Origin of the sequence: Dyadobacter chenwenxiniae, from assembly GCF_022869785.1 — a bacterium.
In the GTDB taxonomy this organism is placed as follows: Bacteria; Bacteroidota; Bacteroidia; order Cytophagales; family Spirosomataceae; genus Dyadobacter; species Dyadobacter chenwenxiniae.
The window spans coordinates 4357942-4376314 of the sequence record NZ_CP094997.1; the positions used below are offsets into that span (position 1 = coordinate 4357942).

General features: G+C 45.4%; 21 protein-coding genes. 14 read left to right on the forward strand and 7 right to left on the reverse strand.

Translation table 11 applies throughout. The features are described from left to right. The first annotated feature begins 115 nt into the window (after positions 1-115). The 6 genes from ileS to MUK70_RS18550 all read left to right on the forward strand — a co-directional run bounded on the left by ileS (position 116) and on the right by MUK70_RS18550 (position 5592). A complete protein-coding gene (gene ileS / locus MUK70_RS18525) occupies positions 116-3547 on the forward strand; it encodes an isoleucine--tRNA ligase (RefSeq protein ID WP_234654404.1) in 3432 nt (1143 codons plus the stop codon). After that, positions 3547-3987, forward strand: a complete 441-nt coding sequence (locus MUK70_RS18530; protein WP_234654406.1) for a DUF6934 family protein — start codon at positions 3547-3549, stop codon at positions 3985-3987. Before ileS ends, MUK70_RS18530 begins: the two co-directional genes overlap by 1 nt. A gap of 24 nt (positions 3988-4011) precedes the next feature. Next, complete coding sequence (locus MUK70_RS18535) at positions 4012-4179, forward strand: hypothetical protein (protein ID WP_234654408.1); 168 nt, start codon at positions 4012-4014, stop codon at positions 4177-4179. A gap of 7 nt (positions 4180-4186) precedes the next feature. Beyond that, positions 4187-4966: a 3-hydroxyacyl-CoA dehydrogenase gene (locus tag MUK70_RS18540; RefSeq protein ID WP_234654410.1), complete on the forward strand. Its 780-nt coding sequence runs from the start codon at positions 4187-4189 to the stop codon at positions 4964-4966. Beyond that, entirely contained in the window at positions 4963-5355 is a 393-nt protein-coding gene (locus tag MUK70_RS18545) for a hypothetical protein (RefSeq protein ID WP_234654412.1), read from the forward strand. Before MUK70_RS18540 ends, MUK70_RS18545 begins: the two co-directional genes overlap by 4 nt. A gap of 84 nt (positions 5356-5439) precedes the next feature. Further along, positions 5440-5592, forward strand: a complete 153-nt coding sequence (locus tag MUK70_RS18550) for a hypothetical protein (protein ID WP_234608635.1) — start codon at positions 5440-5442, stop codon at positions 5590-5592. Positions 5593-5605: 13 nt separating this feature from the next. Here MUK70_RS18550 and MUK70_RS18555 read toward each other — a convergent pair whose 3' ends face one another. Continuing rightward, positions 5606-6355, reverse strand: a complete 750-nt coding sequence (locus MUK70_RS18555; RefSeq protein ID WP_234654414.1) for a DeoR/GlpR family DNA-binding transcription regulator — start codon at positions 6353-6355, stop codon at positions 5606-5608. 125 nt (positions 6356-6480) lie between these two features. Between MUK70_RS18555 and MUK70_RS18560 the strand changes: the two genes are divergently transcribed. Continuing rightward, positions 6481-7011, forward strand: a complete 531-nt coding sequence (locus MUK70_RS18560; protein WP_234654416.1) for a 5' nucleotidase, NT5C type — start codon at positions 6481-6483, stop codon at positions 7009-7011. A gap of 11 nt (positions 7012-7022) precedes the next feature. Here the strand turns inward: MUK70_RS18560 and MUK70_RS18565 are convergent, their stop codons facing one another. The 4 genes from MUK70_RS18565 to MUK70_RS18580 form a co-directional block, all read right to left on the reverse strand. Next, entirely contained in the window at positions 7023-7352 is a 330-nt protein-coding gene (locus tag MUK70_RS18565; RefSeq protein ID WP_234654417.1) for a type II toxin-antitoxin system PemK/MazF family toxin, read from the reverse strand. Further along, positions 7337-7555: a hypothetical protein gene (locus MUK70_RS18570; protein ID WP_234654419.1), complete on the reverse strand. Its 219-nt coding sequence runs from the start codon at positions 7553-7555 to the stop codon at positions 7337-7339. Before MUK70_RS18570 ends, MUK70_RS18565 begins: the two co-directional genes overlap by 16 nt. A gap of 44 nt (positions 7556-7599) precedes the next feature. After that, positions 7600-9618, reverse strand: a complete 2019-nt coding sequence (uvrB, locus tag MUK70_RS18575) for an excinuclease ABC subunit UvrB (RefSeq protein WP_234654421.1) — start codon at positions 9616-9618, stop codon at positions 7600-7602. A 75-nt stretch (positions 9619-9693) separates the two neighbouring features. Further along, positions 9694-10548, reverse strand: coding sequence for a cupin-like domain-containing protein (locus MUK70_RS18580; RefSeq protein WP_234608641.1), 855 nt, complete (start codon positions 10546-10548; stop codon positions 9694-9696). A 213-nt stretch (positions 10549-10761) separates the two neighbouring features. Between MUK70_RS18580 and MUK70_RS18585 the strand changes: the two genes are divergently transcribed. The 7 genes from MUK70_RS18585 (at position 10762) to MUK70_RS18615 (ending at position 17139) form a co-directional block, all read left to right on the forward strand. Further along, the gene (locus MUK70_RS18585; RefSeq protein ID WP_234654423.1) at positions 10762-11571 is read left to right on the forward strand and encodes a helix-turn-helix domain-containing protein; all 810 of its coding nucleotides are present in this window, start codon (positions 10762-10764) and stop codon (positions 11569-11571) included. Positions 11572-11639: 68 nt separating this feature from the next. Then, a complete protein-coding gene (locus MUK70_RS18590) occupies positions 11640-12026 on the forward strand; it encodes a VOC family protein (protein ID WP_234608643.1) in 387 nt (128 codons plus the stop codon). Positions 12027-12028: 2 nt separating this feature from the next. Continuing rightward, entirely contained in the window at positions 12029-12367 is a 339-nt protein-coding gene (locus MUK70_RS18595) for an avidin-fold protein (RefSeq protein ID WP_234654425.1), read from the forward strand. A gap of 25 nt (positions 12368-12392) precedes the next feature. Next, the gene (locus MUK70_RS18600) at positions 12393-12929 is read left to right on the forward strand and encodes a YceI family protein (protein WP_234654427.1); all 537 of its coding nucleotides are present in this window, start codon (positions 12393-12395) and stop codon (positions 12927-12929) included. A 120-nt stretch (positions 12930-13049) separates the two neighbouring features. Continuing rightward, positions 13050-15116, forward strand: coding sequence for a TonB-dependent receptor plug domain-containing protein (locus tag MUK70_RS18605; protein ID WP_234654429.1), 2067 nt, complete (start codon positions 13050-13052; stop codon positions 15114-15116). Between the two features lie 26 nt (positions 15117-15142). Continuing rightward, the gene (locus MUK70_RS18610) at positions 15143-16537 is read left to right on the forward strand and encodes an HmuY family protein (RefSeq protein ID WP_234654431.1); all 1395 of its coding nucleotides are present in this window, start codon (positions 15143-15145) and stop codon (positions 16535-16537) included. Positions 16538-16650: 113 nt separating this feature from the next. Next, on the forward strand, positions 16651-17139 hold the full coding sequence (locus MUK70_RS18615; protein ID WP_234654433.1) for an HmuY family protein: 489 nt from the start codon (positions 16651-16653) through the stop codon (positions 17137-17139). Between the two features lie 42 nt (positions 17140-17181). On the opposite strand, the gene MUK70_RS18620 is transcribed toward MUK70_RS18615, so the two are convergent. Next, positions 17182-17799 (reverse strand): YdeI/OmpD-associated family protein, encoded by a 618-nt coding sequence (locus tag MUK70_RS18620; RefSeq protein WP_234654435.1) that lies wholly within the window; start codon positions 17797-17799, stop codon positions 17182-17184. Further along, a complete protein-coding gene (locus MUK70_RS18625) occupies positions 17780-18355 on the reverse strand; it encodes a GNAT family N-acetyltransferase (protein ID WP_234654436.1) in 576 nt (191 codons plus the stop codon). The genes MUK70_RS18620 and MUK70_RS18625 overlap by 20 nt, the downstream gene beginning before the upstream one ends. Positions 18356-18373: the final 18 nt, after the last annotated feature.

The window sequence follows — 18373 nt, forward strand, 5'->3', positions numbered from 1 at the left end:
CTTTTAGCAGAAAAAAAATCGTAATTTTGCGCTCTTAAATTGCCGGTTGGTGTTAACAATACATCGCATTTACCTTAGAAAGCTAATAGTCGAGCGCTAAAAGCTAACAGCACATATGAAATACAACGAGTATAAAAAACTGAGTTATCCGCAAATTGGAGACGAAGTTCTGAAATTCTGGAAAGACAAAAAGATATTTGAAGCGTCTGTTGAAACGCGCGAAGGTGCTCCGTCATTTACATTTTTTGAAGGGCCGCCTTCTGCTAATGGAACGCCTGGTATTCACCATGTTATGGCGCGTTCGATCAAGGACATTTTTTGCCGTTACAAAACATTGCAGGGCTTCCAGGTCAAGAGAAAAGGAGGCTGGGACACACACGGACTCCCGGTAGAATTACAGGTCGAAAAAGAGCTGGGCATCACGAAAGAGGACATTGGCAAAACCATTTCGGTTGAAGAATACAACGAAAAATGCCGGCAGACGGTGATGAAATTTACAGATCAATGGAATGATCTGACCGAGAAAATGGGTTACTGGGTTGATCTGGAAGATCCTTATATCACTTACAAAAGTGAATACATTGAAAGCCTTTGGAACTTACTTAAAAAGCTGTACGACAAAGGTTTATTATATAAAGGTTACACCATCCAGCCCTACTCTCCTGCGGCCGGAACCGGATTGTCGTCCCACGAGCTGAACATGCCTGGGACTTACAAGGATGTGAAGGATACGACCATTGTGGCCATGTTTAAGGTAAAGGCGGCTGAGACTTCCCAAGTCTTTGGAGACTTGGGAAGTCTTGACATCCGCATACTCGCCTGGACAACCACGCCCTGGACGCTTCCTGCGAACTCAGCATTAACAGTTGGTGCCAACATCAATTATGTATTGGTAAAAACCTTTAATCCTTACACCCATGCGCCGGTGGCCGTTGTGCTGGCGAAGGATCTGATCCCGAAATATTTCTCTGAAAAAGGCCGGGACGGTAATTTCGAAGGTTATGAAGCCAGCGATAAAAAATTGCTTCCCTGGACAATCCTGAGAGAATTCAAAGGAAAAGACCTGGAGGGCATTGAATATGAGCAGTTATTACCCTATGTACAGCCTGAAAAACCGGCATTCCGCGTAATTCTTGGTGATTTTGTGACTACTGAGGACGGCACGGGCGTAGTGCATACTTCTCCCACATTTGGTGCGGACGACTTCCGGGTGGCACAAGCCAATGGAATCCCAGCCATTATGGTGAAGGACGAAACCGGGAAAGAAGTGCCCATTGTGGACCGCCAGGGCCGTTTTGTAAAAGAAATCACCGATTACGCGGGTCGCTATGTGAAGCCTGAATATTATTCCGAAGAAGAGCAAAATGATCCGGAATTCCGGGCAACCGATGTGCTGATTGCGATCAGGTTAAAAGAAGAAGGGAAGGCATTCAAAGTTGAAAAATACGAGCACCCTTACCCACACTGCTGGCGTACGGACAAGCCCGTATTATATTATCCGCTCGATAGCTGGTTTATCAGGACCACTGCCATGAAAGACCGGCTGGTGGAACTGAACAAAACTATCAACTGGAAACCTGAAAGCACGGGAACAGGTCGTTTTGGCAACTGGCTGGAAAACCTGGTTGACTGGAACTTGTCGCGCTCACGTTACTGGGGAACTCCCCTGCCGATCTGGCGTAATGATCACGGCGATGAAGTTTGCGTGGGTTCCATTGAAGAATTGAAGGATTTGCTGGAAGAGGCTTTACTGTCGGAACATTTGACGAGAGAGCAGGCCACAACCAATTCTGACTATCTGCTCAAACTGGAAAATGGTGATTTCGACCTCCACCGGCCATACGTTGATAACATTGTGTTGGTTTCCAAAAAAGGAAATGTGATGCACCGAGAGCCTGATCTGATCGACGTTTGGTTTGATTCAGGTGCAATGCCTTACGCACAGTGGCATTATCCATTTGAGAATCAGGAGATATTTAACCAAAGTTATCCTGCTGATTTTATCTCAGAAGGTGTGGATCAAACGCGTGGCTGGTTCTTTACACTGCATGCAATTGCCGGGATGCTGTTTGATTCTGTGGCATTCAAAAATGTCGTTTCCACCGGGTTGGTTTTGGATAAAAACGGTAATAAGATGTCCAAACGTCTTGGTAATGCCGTTGACCCCTTCGCAACCCTTTCCAAATATGGGCCGGATGCTACCCGTTGGTATATGATCACCAATGCGGAGCCCTGGGACAACCTTAAATTCAACATTGACGGCATCGCAGAAGTGCAGCGCAAATTCTTTGGCACGTTGGTTAACACATATAATTTCTTTGCCTTATATGCCAATCTGGACGGTTATGAGTTCCATGAGACTAATTCTGTGCCGATTGAAAAACGCACCGAGCTGGATCGCTGGATCCTTTCCAAGCTAAATACATTGGTTAAAGAAGTGGGTGAGCAATTTGACGATTATAACCCAACAAAAGCCGGACGTCTTGTTCAGGACTTTGTTACGGACCAGCTTTCGAACTGGTATATCCGCCTCAACCGCCGCCGTTTCTGGAACCCGTCACAGGATTCAGCAGCAGGCTTGACCGAGGACAAGCAAGCCGCTTACGAGACATTGCAACATTGCCTCGTAACGGTTTCGCAATTGATGTCACCCATCGCTCCATTTTTTGGAGAATGGTTGTACAAAAACCTGACGGACGGCGACCGTACGGCATCCATTGCCAACAATACCGGGCATCAATACGAATCCGTTCATTTGACTCACTGGCCAAAAATCGAGGCAGAGTATGTTGATCTGGATCTGGAAGCTGCTATGGAGCAGGCGCAAACAATCAGTTCACTGGTCCACTCGATCCGTAAAGGGCATAAGATTAAAGTGCGTCAGCCACTGTCCAAGATCTTGATCCCTGTTTTAAATGATAATACCAAACGCCAGATCGAGCAGGTTAAGGCGATTATTTTGTCCGAGGTCAATGTGAAGACCATTGAGTTCGTACATGATGACAGCGGGATTTTGATCAAAAAAATAAAGCCTAACTTCAAAACGCTCGGACCAAAATTCGGTCCGAAAATGAAGGAAGTGGCGGCAGCGATTTCTGCAATGGACGAAGCCGCGATCAAAGAGATTGAAAAAACCGGTGCTATAACCTTGAACGGAGCAACGTCGCCCATGGAAATCGCGCTTACCGACGTTGAGATCCATGCAGAGGATGTTCCGGGCTGGTTAGTTGCCAGCGAGGGCGGCCTAACCGTAGCGCTTGACATCACCATTACAGATGACCTTCGCCTGGAAGGCATTGCACGGGATTTTGTAAACCGTGTCCAGAACCTGCGCAAAGACAGCGGCTATGAAGTAACAGATAAAATCAGGATCACATTGCAGGACAACGACACCCTGCTGGCCAGCGCCATAACTGCCAATAAAGATTACATCTGCCAGGAAGTGCAGGCATTGGAATTAAACCTCATTCACGACCTCAATGGCGAAGCGAATGAGATTGAAATGGATGAGTTTTTATTGAAGGTTAAGATTGAGGTTGTTTCGTAATGCAATACGAGGCATATCCATTCATATATAATGCCGAGAACACCCGCTTTCAATTTCAAAGCATAGGGAGGCGGGGTGTTTTCGAAAAGGTTGTATTTATCACGCCCATTTCTGATGAAGTCTATAATCTATCCCTGGTTGATTACAATGTTGCATCGGGAGAATATAGCGATCAAACGATAACAGACAATGGCGATATGCCGGAAGTGCTTGCCACTGTGTTAAAAGCAATCGAAGCATTCTTAGATACACAACCTGATAAGGCCATTTACTTCGAGGGAAGCTCCTTCACACGAACACGATTATATCAGATCGCAATAACAAAGGTCTTTGATCATGATAAGTCCCAGTTTTTAATTTTTGGTCGAAAAGGTGAAACTTGGTTACTCTTCGAACCTAATGTCAACTTTGAAGGTTTTTTAATTAGAAAAAAGCCTTAACTTGAATTATTAAAATCACAGACGATGAAGGTTTTAGAGAAACAATCCGGTAAAGGAAAAAAGTCTTTCACAGGCACTTATGATTCTGCTCTGGATAATCTTCCTGTCCCGCAGATCGTTTTGGACAAGACAGAACGTGGCCATGAATCCCTGAAAAAACACCCTCTCCCTCAACATTTGCTAAGGAAATAATAGCCTTATGCAGCTAAAAAACGCAACAGCACTAATAACAGGCGGGGCTTCGGGCCTTGGCGAGGCGACTGCGCGTTTGTTTATCGAATCGGGGGCGAATGTTCTTGTGCTTGACTTAAATGAGGCCGCCGGGCTGGCATTACAATTTGAATTTCCTGAAAGAATCAAATTTCTGAAAACTGACGTTTCCAGCGAAAGTGATGTGCAAAATGCCGTCGATTTTGCGCTGGAAGCATTTGGTTCTATAAACATTGTCGTTAACTGCGCTGGCATTGCACCCGCCCGGAAGATTGTCGGGAAGGCAGACGGAATTTACGGGCCGCATTCATTTGCGCTTTTTGAAAAAACGATTAAAACCAATTTGATCGGCACATTCAATGTAATGCGATTGGCTGCGTTTGCGATGGAGCGAAACGTTCCAAACGATGAAGGCGAACGGGGCGTAATCATTAACACGGCCTCCGTTGCCGCATATGATGGCCAAATGGGGCAAGTTGCTTATGCCGCTAGCAAAGGCGGAATTGTGAGTATGACTTTACCAGTTGCGAGAGATCTTGCAAAATCCGGGATCAGGGTTATGGCAATTGCACCGGGGCTTTTCGAGACACCGCTCCTGCTAAGCCTTCCCGAAGAGGCGCGGATTTCACTGGCACAGCAAATTCCATTTCCCTCCCGACTGGGTCGTCCTTCCGAATATGCATTACTGGCAAAATCTATTGTTGAAAATCCTATGCTGAATGGCGAGGTGATTCGTCTGGACGGGGCTATTAGAATGGGGCTGAAATGAAAGAGCAAGCACAATTTAGGGATGGAAAATCAATGTGGCGCTGGTTGCTCTTCGCTCTCCTGCTCACAGGCATTGTTTCGCAAAATTTCGCTGAGCCAAAATCTGTTTACAGGATTGAGGAAGTCATTTCAAGTTTAAGAACTGGGCGCACTTCCAATATTGACACATTCTCCCATTCTGTTCCAAGGGCTGATAAGCCATTCGCTCAATCAAATAACTTTCGATTACAATGTGAGCGCTTTCGCTTTCTTTCCCGATCAATCCAAATACATACTGAACTGGCGATTTCCAGCGCGCCAGACTTGCTGCCGATCCTGATGCGCGCCACTGGCCGGCACCTCGAAAGCAGATCGCAATCTCGCGAAGAACCATCTCATTTTCTTTCCTGAGCCACATTTGATATGCTGTCAATGTGATTATTTGCTCTTTCCTCAAAGGAATGAGCCGCTTCTCATTTTTAATCAGGAAATGGAATGGAAAAGTTTTTATCAGCTGCTAAAAAGTGGCTCAGAAGAGTTGCTATGGCTTATATGCTTGGTTTTGCCAATGCAATTAACCAGGAAGTGAAGACCATGGATGATACGTTCTTTAAAACCGAAGAAGTCCAAAAGGATAAGAAAGGTTAATGCCGTATCCGCGTCAAACCATCCGGATTCCAATATCGGTATAGATCTTGAACGCTTCTTTGTCTGCCGGCTGATCGGTAATGATCATCGATAACTGCTCAGCCGGGCAGACATAATGTGCTTCCGCCGTCGCCAGTTTCTCTACGGAAGCAAGGGCTATCACTTCTTTGGAGCATTCAATCATGACCCTTTTTACTTCACTTTCTTCATAATCCGGCCCTGTAACGCCCAGGTGCGTATGAATACTGCATATCCCGAGCAAACAAATATCCGCGCGGAATTTCTTTAAAAACTGAATGGTGTCATTGCCAATCGTTACGAATGAATTTTTTAACAACCGCCCGCCTGCAAACAGCACTTCAACGTGCTCATGTTCCTCCAGTATGGAAGCAATAGGGAAGCTGTTTGTCACTACTGTCAAGCGAATGTCTCTCGGCAAAGACTTGGCAATGAGCATTGCTGATGTCCCGCCATCAAAAATGACGAGCTGACCATCTTTTAAGAAATTGAGCGCCTTTTTTGCAATGATTTGCTTTTGCTCATTGTCATGTAAAATCCTGTCCCTGAAATGATGGGGACCAGGCGAATGCGGCACTGCTCCTCCCCTAACCGATTTCAAAAGCCCTTGATCTGCAAGTTCTTTAATGTCCCTGCGAACCGTATCCTCGGATACATTCAACATTACGCTCAATCCCGGCAGATATACTTTCTGCTCGATATTAAGCCGATCTAATATGAGTTGAAACCGCTCCTCTTTTAACATTACAACTTCTGTTTTATGCAAAAATAGAAATTAAAATGAAATATTATTGCAAAATATTGCAGATTAAAATTACATTTGTCGCATAACATTGCAAGAAAAATTCAGGCTATAAAGTTTAGGTTATTATGAAAAAGTCGATTGCCATTGACATGGATAATGTCATCGTTGATATTGAAACGAACTGGATCAACTGGTATGAAAGGGAGTTTGGAGTCAAAATTGACAAAAAAGAGCTCCTGGGCATTCCCGAAGACGATGCTTTCCCAGATCCAGTTGCCGCAAGGAGCTTGATCTACAAAACAGGCTTTTTCAGAAATGCACCAATTATCGACGGAGCGCAGGAAGCACTGTTGAAGTTGCAGGAAAATTTCGATATTTTCATTGTTTCAGCCGCCATGGAATTCCCGAATTCCCTACCCGAAAAATACGATTGGCTCAACGAACATTTTCCATTCATTTCCTGGAAGAACATCGTTTTCTGCGGCGACAAAAGAATCATCGACACTGATTATCTCATTGATGACCATTTAAAAAACCTCGATTTCTGCAAAGGAACACCGATCCTCTTCACCGCAAGCCACAATGTGAATGTGACAAAGCATAAGCGAGTGAATAACTGGGAAGAGGCGCTGGCGCTGCTGGAAGCCGAAAATTGATAAGAAGGTTGCTAGGCAATAATATCAATAATGCTCTGAGTAAGCTTTGTAGTTATTGCAACGTTTACCATACCTGCTTTTCGTACAATGATACTCTTATCCGCAGTAAAGATCCGGGCAGGCCTGATGTAGCTGTCAATGGGCAGGGAGCCGCTCACAAAATCTTTCAGAATCAAGGGAATAGCATGTTTATCCTTCGAGTTTTGTGATGTGATTTGGCACAACAAAATGTCGCTTCCATCCAAATCCGCAATGACAAGCGCCGGTCTCCGTTTGGAGCCGGATAGATCTGAAAAAGGAAATGGAATGACAACAACCTCTCCTTTTAAATATTTTTCCATGCCTCATCTTCATCGGCAGTAAGCCATTCCTTTGCCAAAGCATTTTGGCTGGCATAATGTGTTAATGGCTTATCCTGCGCCAGAGAATCATCATTAGCATCATTTATTGTAAACGCGATCACCTCAACCTGTTTCCCAACAAAGGACTTTGGTAATTGGATGGAAACATCCTGATTGTCTGGCACTAACAATGTTCTGATCATAGTATGTATATTTTAAACTTTTATAAATATATGCAATTCTAAGATCAAGCAGCCACTTTCGCCCGCTCTTTTAACTGCATCAATTCGTCCCTGAGCCTTGCAGCTTCCAGGAAGTCAAGATCTTTTGCGGCTGTTTCCATTTTCCGCTGCGTTTCGGAAATCAGTTTTTGAAGGTCATTTTTGCCCATGTATTGAACAACCGGGTCAGCGGCGACACGGACTTCGGTTGGTTCCACATATACTTTGCGGACTTTGGAATCAGCGACGGAGGTTTGTTCCATGATCGCCTCTTTCGATTTCAAAATGGTTTTTGGCGTGATGCCGTGCTCCATGTTATATTCCAACTGAATGCTTCTTCTTCTATTTGTCTCATCAATAGCAAGCTGCATGGAACCGGTCATAACATCAGCATACATGATTACTTTACCCCTGTCATTACGCGCAGCACGCCCAATCGTCTGGATCATAGAGCGTGTGTCCCGCAAAAATCCTTCCTTATCCGCATCCATAATGGCCACCAAAGAAACTTCCGGCAAATCCAGCCCTTCCCGCAATAAGTTGACACCCACCAACACATCGAAAATACCCAGCCTCAGTTCCCTCAAAATCTCCACCCGGTCCAGCGTCTTCACTTCCGAATGGATATAGCGGCATTTCACGCCTACCCGGTCCAGATATTTGCTCAGTTCCTCGGCCATCCTTTTGGTTAAAGTCGTGATCAGAACACGATCGCCCATGGCAATGCGTTTGTGGATTTCTTCGAGCAGGTCGTCTATTTGATTTAAGCTTGGTCTCACTTCAATTTCGGGATCCAGCAGGCCGGTCGGGCGGATAATTTGCTCAACTACAACACCTTCCGATTTGCGTAACTCGTAATCTGCGGGCGTTGCGCTCACGAAGATCGTTTGCGGCGTCATATCCTCGAACTCCTGGAATGTCAGCGGCCTGTTATCCAATGCAGAGGGCAAGCGGAAACCATATTCCACCAACTGCTCCTTTCGCGAACGGTCACCACCCCACATGGCGCGGATCTGCGGCATGGTAACGTGACTTTCATCCACCACCATTAAGAAATCATCCGGGAAATAATCGAGCAAACAGAATGGTCTCTGACCTGGCAGGCGGCGATCGAAATAGCGGGAATAGTTCTCGATTCCGGAACAATAACCCAGCTCACGCATCATCTCCATATCGAACTCCGTCCGCTCCTTAACGCGCTCCGCTTCTGCAAGCCTTCCTTCCTTTGTGAAAAAGTTTATTTGCTGCAACAAGTCATCCTGGATTTCCTTAATGGACTGCGTAAGCACATCTCTTCCCGTGACAAAAAGATTAGCCGGAAAAATTGCAATTGCGCGCTCAGATGATATCTTTTTGCCGGTTTCAGGCTCAATGCGCTGAATTTCTTCAATTTCGTCCCCGAAAAAAATGATACGGTAAGCGAAATCCGCATAACCCGGGAAAACGTCCACCGTGTCCCCTTTCACCCGGAATGTCCCACGATTGAATTCAAGCTCGGTGCGGCTGTAAAGTATTTCAACCAAACGAAAAAGGAACTGATTACGGCTCACAATGTCGCCCAGCTTAGCGCTGACAATGCTTTTCTTATATTCATTAGGGTTACCCGCGCCGTAAATGCAGGAAACCGAAGCTACGACGATCACGTCACGTCGCCCGCTCATGAGGGATGAAACCGTATGCAAACGTAGCTTTTCAATCTCCTGATTGATCTGCAAGTCCTTTTCAATGTATGTGTTGGTGCTGGAAATGAACGCTTCCGGCTGGTAGTAGTCGTAGTAACTGATAAAATACTCAACTGCATTCTGCGGAAAAAACTGCTTGAATTCCCCGTAAAGCTGTGCAGCGAGCGTTTTGTTATGACTTAAAACCAGGGTCGGTTTGTTAACCTGCTTCACCACATTGGCAATGGTGAAAGTCTTGCCGGAACCAGTCACACCCAAAAGCGTCTGGGCGGGTTCTCCGGCTTCAATTCCCTGTACAAGTTGTTGGATAGCAGCAGGTTGATCCCCTGTTGGCTGGTATTCTGAGGTTATTTCAAAGTCCATAACGTATTGTGAGCATTCCAGAGATAACGCATTTCAAAGATAGATTAGTTTCTTTGAAATGCGTTCCGGATGCATCTACGCTTGTTCTTCCAGAACTTCTTGCGCGTTTTCAACCGCTTTTTTCTCTTTCCAATGTTGCCAGCCCAGGCCAAGCAACTTAGTCATGCTTTTATCGACGAATGTATGTCGCACAAGGTTCATACCGCCACGCACTGCCGTAAATATCGAATTATTAGCTCTCAATGCTAAGCTGAAACCACCGTCGACATAGCGGATATAATGCCACCAGAGTGAAGGGATAAATATCGTCTCGCCATGAAGCAATGTTGTCTCATGGCCCACAGCGCCTTTCAATGCAGGGAATCTCTCATAATCCGGATTGATCGGATCCACTTTGCTCATCACGGTGAACGGGTGGTGATACAATCTTCTGCTCTCTTCGGGAGAGAACAAAATCACTTGTTTGCGTGTCTGAAACTGCGTTAAGAATACATTGGAGCAGTCCATGTCATAATGCAGACTTGTGATAGAGCCTTGCCCACCGAAAAATACAAATTTATACGACTTCAAAAAGCCGTCCATAATGGTAGGAAAGCGAATGTCATTTGCCAGCTCAGGCGCTTTTTTGAAAATATCAAAAAGGAAAATACGCAGATCGGTCGGGCCTGCCTCGATGAGTTTAAGATAATCCCCGAACTTCATGGTTTTGGCAATCTGGAAATATTTATCAGCGTCGTGCATATGGTTATCCACGAGCGGAACGTCGATACTTCCGTGATTTTCACGCAGCCAGTCAAATGTCCATTTCTGAACTGCCGGCCAATCCTTGGCCAAGTCCGTAAATACGACAGGTTTACTTGGTTTTAAATAATTTTCAATGAATTCTTCACGGGTAAGCCCGCTTCGTTTCTCTATGGGCACTAATTTCATGACAGAAACTGAGTAAAAAGGTAATCGACTATGGAAAGCTAACGATTGAATTATTTTTCTAACACTCGTTAAAGGCGAATAATTCTAAATTTATATGAATCTTAGCTGGATCAAATGTATTAAAGAGATTTCAAAAATATAAATTTATGACTCATTCCTTGATTGCGTCATTCAATATATAGAAATAGTAGAATGCTCATTTAACCTGCTGCAATGAAATATTTTACCATACCACCATCCCCTGCTTTGGCAAGATATGTGCGGTTTTTCTGGGTCCTTGAACATGAAGTCGGATCCGGAATGCCTTACATGCACCGCACCATGGCTGATGGTTGTGCGGAACTGATATTTCACTACAAAGGTCGGTTTGATGAATTTGTCACGGCGGATTCAACCGAGCCTTCTTTTCACTCGGGCATCCATGGACAATCGCAGACATTCCGGCGCTTTGTCATTCATGAAGATTTCGGGATTTTCGGAGTTTACTTATATCCGTTTGCCATTCCGGTGCTGTTTGGGGTGCCTTCGACTGAGCTTACAGGGCAAATGCCCGACCTGCACACATCTCTCGGCCGAAAGGCAACCGGGCTGGAAGAGCGAATGATGCTGGCGACAGATCATACGGAGCGCGTTGCCATCATTTCGGCGTTTCTGGAATCGCTTCTTGCAAAAACCAAGCTATCTGAACCAGCCGTTTTTTCGGTTATTAATCAAATTATCCAAAATAAGGGTCTTACCAATGTGCAGGAGCTCGCAGCGCAAAGCTTTCTTTCGACACGGCAGTTTGAAAGGAAATTCAAGGAATTCTCCGGATTCAGCCCAAAACTTTATCTGCGCATTGCCCGCTTTCATGCAGCATTGGATTCCTATGGAGATAAAGATAAATCGCTGACTGAGATCGCTTATGAATGTGGATATTATGACCAATCCCATTTTATCCACGATTTCAAATCCTTTTCAGGTCAGCACCCGAGGTTTTATTTTTCCGGAAGATCAGAAGGACAAGCATATAGGGATGTATAATGTCGTGTTTTTCCAATTTTGAGCGCAGGGGACGCAGCTACATTTGCCTAAACTAAAAAAACAAAATCATGAGCACAGTAAAAATCCCGAACGGCCACCAGGCAGTTATGCCTTACTTAATGTTAAATGGCGCTGCGAAATTCAAAGATTTTACGACCCGGGTTTTTGAGGGCGTCGTCACCCACACACATTTTCAGGAAGATGATCCTAATTTGATCAAGCACAGCGAAGTAAGCATTGGCGAGAGTACGATCATGTTTTGTGATAGTCGCCCGGAGTGGCCGGCACAGCCTGCGAACATGTTTGTATATGTGGAAAATGCGGATGACACTTATCAAAAAGCATTAACAGAAGGCGGCAAATCGGTTATGGAGCCTGCGGATCAGGATTATGGGCGCAGCTGCGGCGTGGAAGATCCATGCGGAAATATTTGGTGGATTACATCAGTTCTATAAAAATGATAAATTACAACAATAAAGTTTTTGTTCCCCTTTCCAATTCAGAGAATGGCGAGGTTGACCTGTCAATGCAATTTGTATACAAACAAAATGGTAACATTGTCACCTCAACCTATTCCGGCGGCAGGATTCAAACCGGCCATTTGATAGCGCTTGCGGACGAAAACGGGAATCTGGATATGCGTTACCATCAGGTGAATGACAAAGGTGAAATCACGACGGGCATATGCAAATCGACGCCTGAGCAACTCCCTAATGGAAAAATCCGTATGCATGAGAAATGGCGCTGGACTTCCGGGGATCAATCCGAAGGCGAATCGCTTTTAGAGGAAATATAAATTTTTAAAATTATCACCCGTTCACATGCGCACCCGCCTTCCCATTATCCCCATCTTCTTTGCCTTCATTGTTTCAAATATGGCCTTCGGACAAACGTCCAAAGTCATTTCCGGGTCCACCAATTTCAAAGTAAAATACGTACTGGGGACTTGTGACGGAACATTTGATGCTCCGAAAGGCGAAGCTGTTTTTAATGAAAAATCGCCTGAGAATGCGTCTTTCAACATTGATATTGCTGCCAACACATTCAAAACCGGGAATAATTCGCGCGACAAGGATATGAAAAGCGAGAAATACTTTGATGTTGAAAAGTATCCCAATATCCATTTCAAATCTACCAAAGTCGAAAAAAGGAGTGGCAAGTATGAGGCAACCGGAAAGCTGACAATCCGGGATGTTACCAAAACGGTAACATTGCCTTTTGAGGCGAAAAAGAACTCAGATGGCACTTATGCCTTATCGAGCACATTCGAGGTGAACCGGCTCGACTACAAGGTTGGGACGAAGGATTGGAAGCTTAAAGATGTGGTTACTGTTGATTTAAAGGCGGTTATTAAATAATATTTCAAATTTCAGCACAGCGCCCGGTTCTCTTGGACCGGGCTTTTTATTTAATCTGACCTTCTAATTGTATTTAGTCTAAATAATATCTTTATTTGCAATTATTCTAAATAACGCTCCATGAAGCAGTTTTTTACCATCTCGTTTATTTTGCTGTGGGCACTTGGTCCGGTGGCAGGGCAGTCGGATCGTGGACTTGTGAAAGGCGATACGCTTGCCAGGGATTCCGTTTCGCTGGACGAATTCGTGGTAACTGGCCAGTTTGAAGCACAATCCCTCAAAAATTCGGTTTACCAGGTCCGTACTATTGATAGCGAACGTATAGCGGCCAGGGGCGCGACCAATTTGCAATCGATTTTAAATACGGAGCTTGGCATTCGCTTTTCCAACGATCTTACGCTGGGAACGAGCGACATTCAGTTAATGGGGATGTCGGGGCAAAATGTAAAAATCCTGCTGGATGGCATTCCCATGGTTGATCGCGGAAGCACGCGCGAAAGTCTAGGACAGATCGACATTAACACCATTGAGCGCATTGAGATCGTGGAAGGCCCGATGTCGGTTATTTACGGAACGGACGCATTGGCCGGGGTCATTAATCTAATCACAAAAAAAGGGCATAGCGGCGATAACCTGACCTTAAATGCACGGATTCAGGAAGAAACTGCCGGAAAAGAATACAATGCATTATCGGGAAAGGGCACACACAATGAAAGTCTCGGCATAACCTGGCAGAATAAGGCGCTGCAATTTTCGGGCAATATAACCCGCAATAATTTTGGCGGCTGGCAGGGCAATTCGACCGGCAGAGTAAAAGATTGGATGCCCAAAGATCAAATGTTATACAGTGCTTCTGCAAGATATCAGGGCAACAAATGGAATGTTTGGTATCGCTTCAACGGCACGGACGAAACGATCAAATCCGAAGGGAATCGCAATCCGATCACCCAGATTGCGGCTGATAAGGATTATAACACCTATCGCTGGTTTCATCAGGTTCAGTCGGAGTTGAAGGTGAATGAAAAACTGCATGTGAACGGCGTGGTTTCTTACACGGATTATTCACGCAAAACATTGAGTACGAACGTGGATGCAAGTGGTCGTGAAACACTTTCGCTGGAACCTGGCTCGCAGGACAAATCGGTTTTTACAACGACGTTTTTCAGAGGAACTGCACTTTACAAAGCTAATCCCCACTTTTCGTTATTGGCAGGTTTGGATTTTTCGGATAACCAAAGTTCCGGCGCCCGCATCCTCGGCTCTCCGCAGATCCTGGAATATGCATTATTTGTTGCTCCTGAAATTAAGCTTGGCAAAATCTTCAAGCTAAGCCCCGGCCTGCGTTTCCTGAAAAACTCGGTTTACGATGCGCCACCGGCGATTCCTTCCATCAACGGAAAACTTTCTCTGACCCAATCGCTTGATCTGCGGGTTGGTTACGCGCGTGGCTTCCGGTCGCCTGCATTGAGGGAGCTGTATTTTGATTTTCATGATGCCTCCCACTCTATTAACGGCAATACAAACCTGAAAGCCGAATATTCCGACAGTTTCAACTCGTTCCTGGTCTGGCAGTCGGTTAGTAAGCCTGCAATACGCGCTAATACAACATTAGGAGGGTTTTATAATGTTTTTCACGATCTCATCGACACCGGCATAGACCCGAATGATCCCACCCAAACGACTTATTTGAACATTTTTCTCTTTAAAACGACCGGTTTCACGGTGGACAACAAGATTTTCATGAAAAATCTGCAAGCGTCCCTGGGCGGCTCCTACATCGGGCGCTATAACCAATTTTCGGCCAATCCCGAGCAATTTGGCTCACTTCCTGAGTTTGTCTGGTCGCCCGAAGTCAATGCAAATCTGCTTTACAGGCTCAGCAAAATAGGGGCGAGTCTGAACCTGTTTTACAAATTTTCAGGCAAAAGGCCCATTTACGAAACAACAGACCAGGTTAATGTGAGGCTGGCTGAAACCGATGGTTTCCATATGGCTGACCTTACATTCAGCAAGAATTTTGGAAAATACATAAATCTGCTGGCTGGCGTAAAAAACCTGTTCGACGTCACAAGCCTTAACAACTCGTCCACAGACACAGGCGGCGCGCACAGCACGGGCGGCGCGGTGCCGCTTTCCTACGGCAGATCCTACTTTTTGGGACTTAATGTACAATGGTCAAGAAATTAAATTTTTACCCTAATAACTTGTTAAACATGAAGAAGATAGCCAAATCCCTGTTACTGATTGCCTTTTTTGCCAGCTTCAATGCCTGCAATGATGATGAGCCGCCACTTCCCGACAATACAGCCAGCTTTGAAAGCGCAGCACAAGGTTTTGAAGGTGAAGAAGCCGAAATAAAAATCGTTTTATCCAGAGCAGTGGATGCCGCGACGCCGATCAGCGTTTCGCTCACGCCAACATTGCTTGCCTACGGCACAGAATTCACAACCACACCCGCCGCAGCCAATAACACCATTGTCCTGACCGTTCCGGCCGGGCAATCATCGGCATCTATTAAAGTAGCCAGAAAAACCGGTGTCTTGTTGGATGGTGACGAAAGTGTAGCATTTAAAATCACTTCCGTTGGCGCTCCGGCAGTAATCGGAACCAATACAGAGCTAAAACTGAGCTTCAAGGCGATTGTTTCAGAAGGAACGAACATTCAATTGAATGGAATTGCTGACAAAGAGCCGGGAAGCAGCGCAGCCAATTCCGTTTTTCTGGATTTAAGCACCAACATTCAGACGCCGGTTTTGCGGGATAGCTGGGATCTTGGCTTCTATAATGATGCGGATTTCCGCGTAGTAATCAATGCGACGAACGGCGCTTCGGTGTTAATGGTCAATAAAACGGATATTAATGCGGTGACCGCGAAAGACATTGTATTGGATTCATTGGCTGTGGGCCAGGGAATGGGAAAACTGAGCCAGGTTGACGACGCAAAAGGTGATCTGACCAAAACGGCGATCAAAGAAATTTCCGCGACAGATGCTGACAACAAAGTTTACATCCTGAACAGAAAAGGCGGAAGCGCGACAGTCCTTCCCGCTGATCAAATTTACAAGATCAGGGTTTTGAGAAAAGGAACAGGTTATGCATTACAATATGCGAAGCTTAACGAAACAACTTCTAAAACCATCGATATAACCAAAGATACCGCCTACAATTTTGAATATGTTTCCCTTGAAAAAGGAGCGACTGTGGATGTGGAGCCATTGAAAGCGCGCTGGGACCTGAACTGGGGTTATAGCATGTATTACACCAATTTCGGCACTGGTTTGATCCCTTACGGATTTTCGGATCTTGTCTTTATCAACAAACAGGCGAAAGTGGAAGCAGCAGAAGTGCTGACGAGCACGGTTACTTATGATGCATTCACTGAAAGCAACATTGCCGCAGCAAAATTCAGCACAGACGCGGATGCTATTGGTTCTAAATGGCGGGTTACTTCGGGTGGGCCGGTTGGTGTAAAAACGGATCGGTTTTATTTGATTAAGGACAGCGCAGGGAATGTTTATAAGTTAAGGTTTGTCAGCTTTCACGCAGAAGATGGCGGTGTGCGCGGCAAGCCCAAATTGGAATATAAGCTGGTTAAGAAAGGGGCTTAATCCATTGATCAACCTGCAAATAATTAAAATTTAGAAAGATGGTCTTACTTACAAAAGTTATCTTGGCACTGTCAATTTTGTTACACACAAACATTCAGCCACACAACAATCAAATGAGTTCAGAAATAATTGTTATCAAAGACCTCAACGCCAACACGCAGCCTTATGCCTATTTCAGTTTAGGAAAGGGAAAAGACGTGGCGGCCAGCGAGGCAAAAACGGCCAGTTGGGACATTGCATTCAGCAAAACGACCATTGCCGTAAACAGCGGAAGCAGCGGACCGGGCCAGGCAGGCGCACTGGTGGTGGAACAACCATTCGAAGCGATCACGGAAGCGCCGAAAGACGGATACAAATCGGATCACGACGATACATTCGCGATTCCCGGCGGCAGTGGAAACTCCTGGTACAAATATGATATGAGCGTGCACGCGATCAGGACCATTCCGGGAAGAACGCTTCTCGTGAAGACGTCGGATGGGAAATATGCGAAGGTTCAGATCATTAGTTATTACAAAGGCGCTCCCGAAGAAGTGCCGACCGAAGAATCGAGCTATATCACTTTCCGCTATGCAATAGCGGATGAAAACGGAAAGTTCTAAGGAGCGAGACTTGGAAAGTTTAAAAAACTTTCCAAGTCTTTTTTATTTAGCAGCATATTTCCAAAGCCTGATTTTCCCTTCTTCCAGCCACTCAACGGCCGTAGCCATTCGCCTTTCTCTTGTCGCCTCTGTTTTAGCTTGGGTAATCCAAACGACGTATTCCTTCTTTTGAGAATAGCTGAAATTGTCAAATGTCTGCCGCGCTTTGGACGTCATTGCATTCAAAAAATACTCGGGCACGTCCAGTTCTTTACTAACGGAAGGTTTCGGTTCGCGCACAACTTTTACACCCGCATCGATCAGCTGCATGGACTGGATGATAAAATCTCCCAGAATGGATTCATCCGGCAAGTCATCAATCTTCCGGATCTTTCCCAAATGTCCCATGGAAGCCTTTTCACCCAATGCCAGCGCATTATTTGGGTCCGATAGCCGCGAACCATGCCAGAATCCGAGTGAACAATGCTGCTTGAAGGAGGCCATATTGCAAAGTATGCTTCCTTTATATTCGAAATGCGGAAAGCTCCACTTCATTGTTTCCGTCGCTTCAGGACAATAAATGTGGACCAGGTCGCGCAGATACGTGAGAATGGGGATAGCAAAATCAGCAGATTTCAGAATATAGGTGTCTATCCTCGAATCAGTTTTTTTTAACTGCATATAGTTTACGAATCAGCATCAATAAAGGACCAAGCGTTTTTTTGACGACCGATTTTTGAGGTGAAAAAATAAATTTAAACTTGACTTCATCCGGATCTTCGATCCGCTCCGCATTGACCATTCCCGCTTTTTCCAAAACCCGAATCGACGCCGCATTGTCCACATTCACATAAGCAATCACCTGCTTTGCATTCAGCGTCTGCCTGGCAAAGCTGATCAGCCCCCGTGCAATCTCCGTTGCAATCCCTTTACCCCAGTGTTCTTCCATAATCCGGTAACCAATCTCGACCCCACTCCCATCCATATCGAGCTTCGCCGTCCCGATCAATTCGCCTGAAGAACGGCCCTCAATCAGATATCTTCCCAAAAAAGTGTCATTACCATATTCCGTCAGAAAGGTCTGCAGCATCTTATCCGACTCCTGACGGTCCAACGCGTGTCCCGTCACAAATTTCATTACATTATCATTATTGCTCAGCCTGAAATACTTGTCCCCGTCAGCTGCGGTCATCTTGGTCAACACAAAGTTTTCCGTGCTTATAGTTTTAACTTTCATCGGGGTGAAACGCAGGTT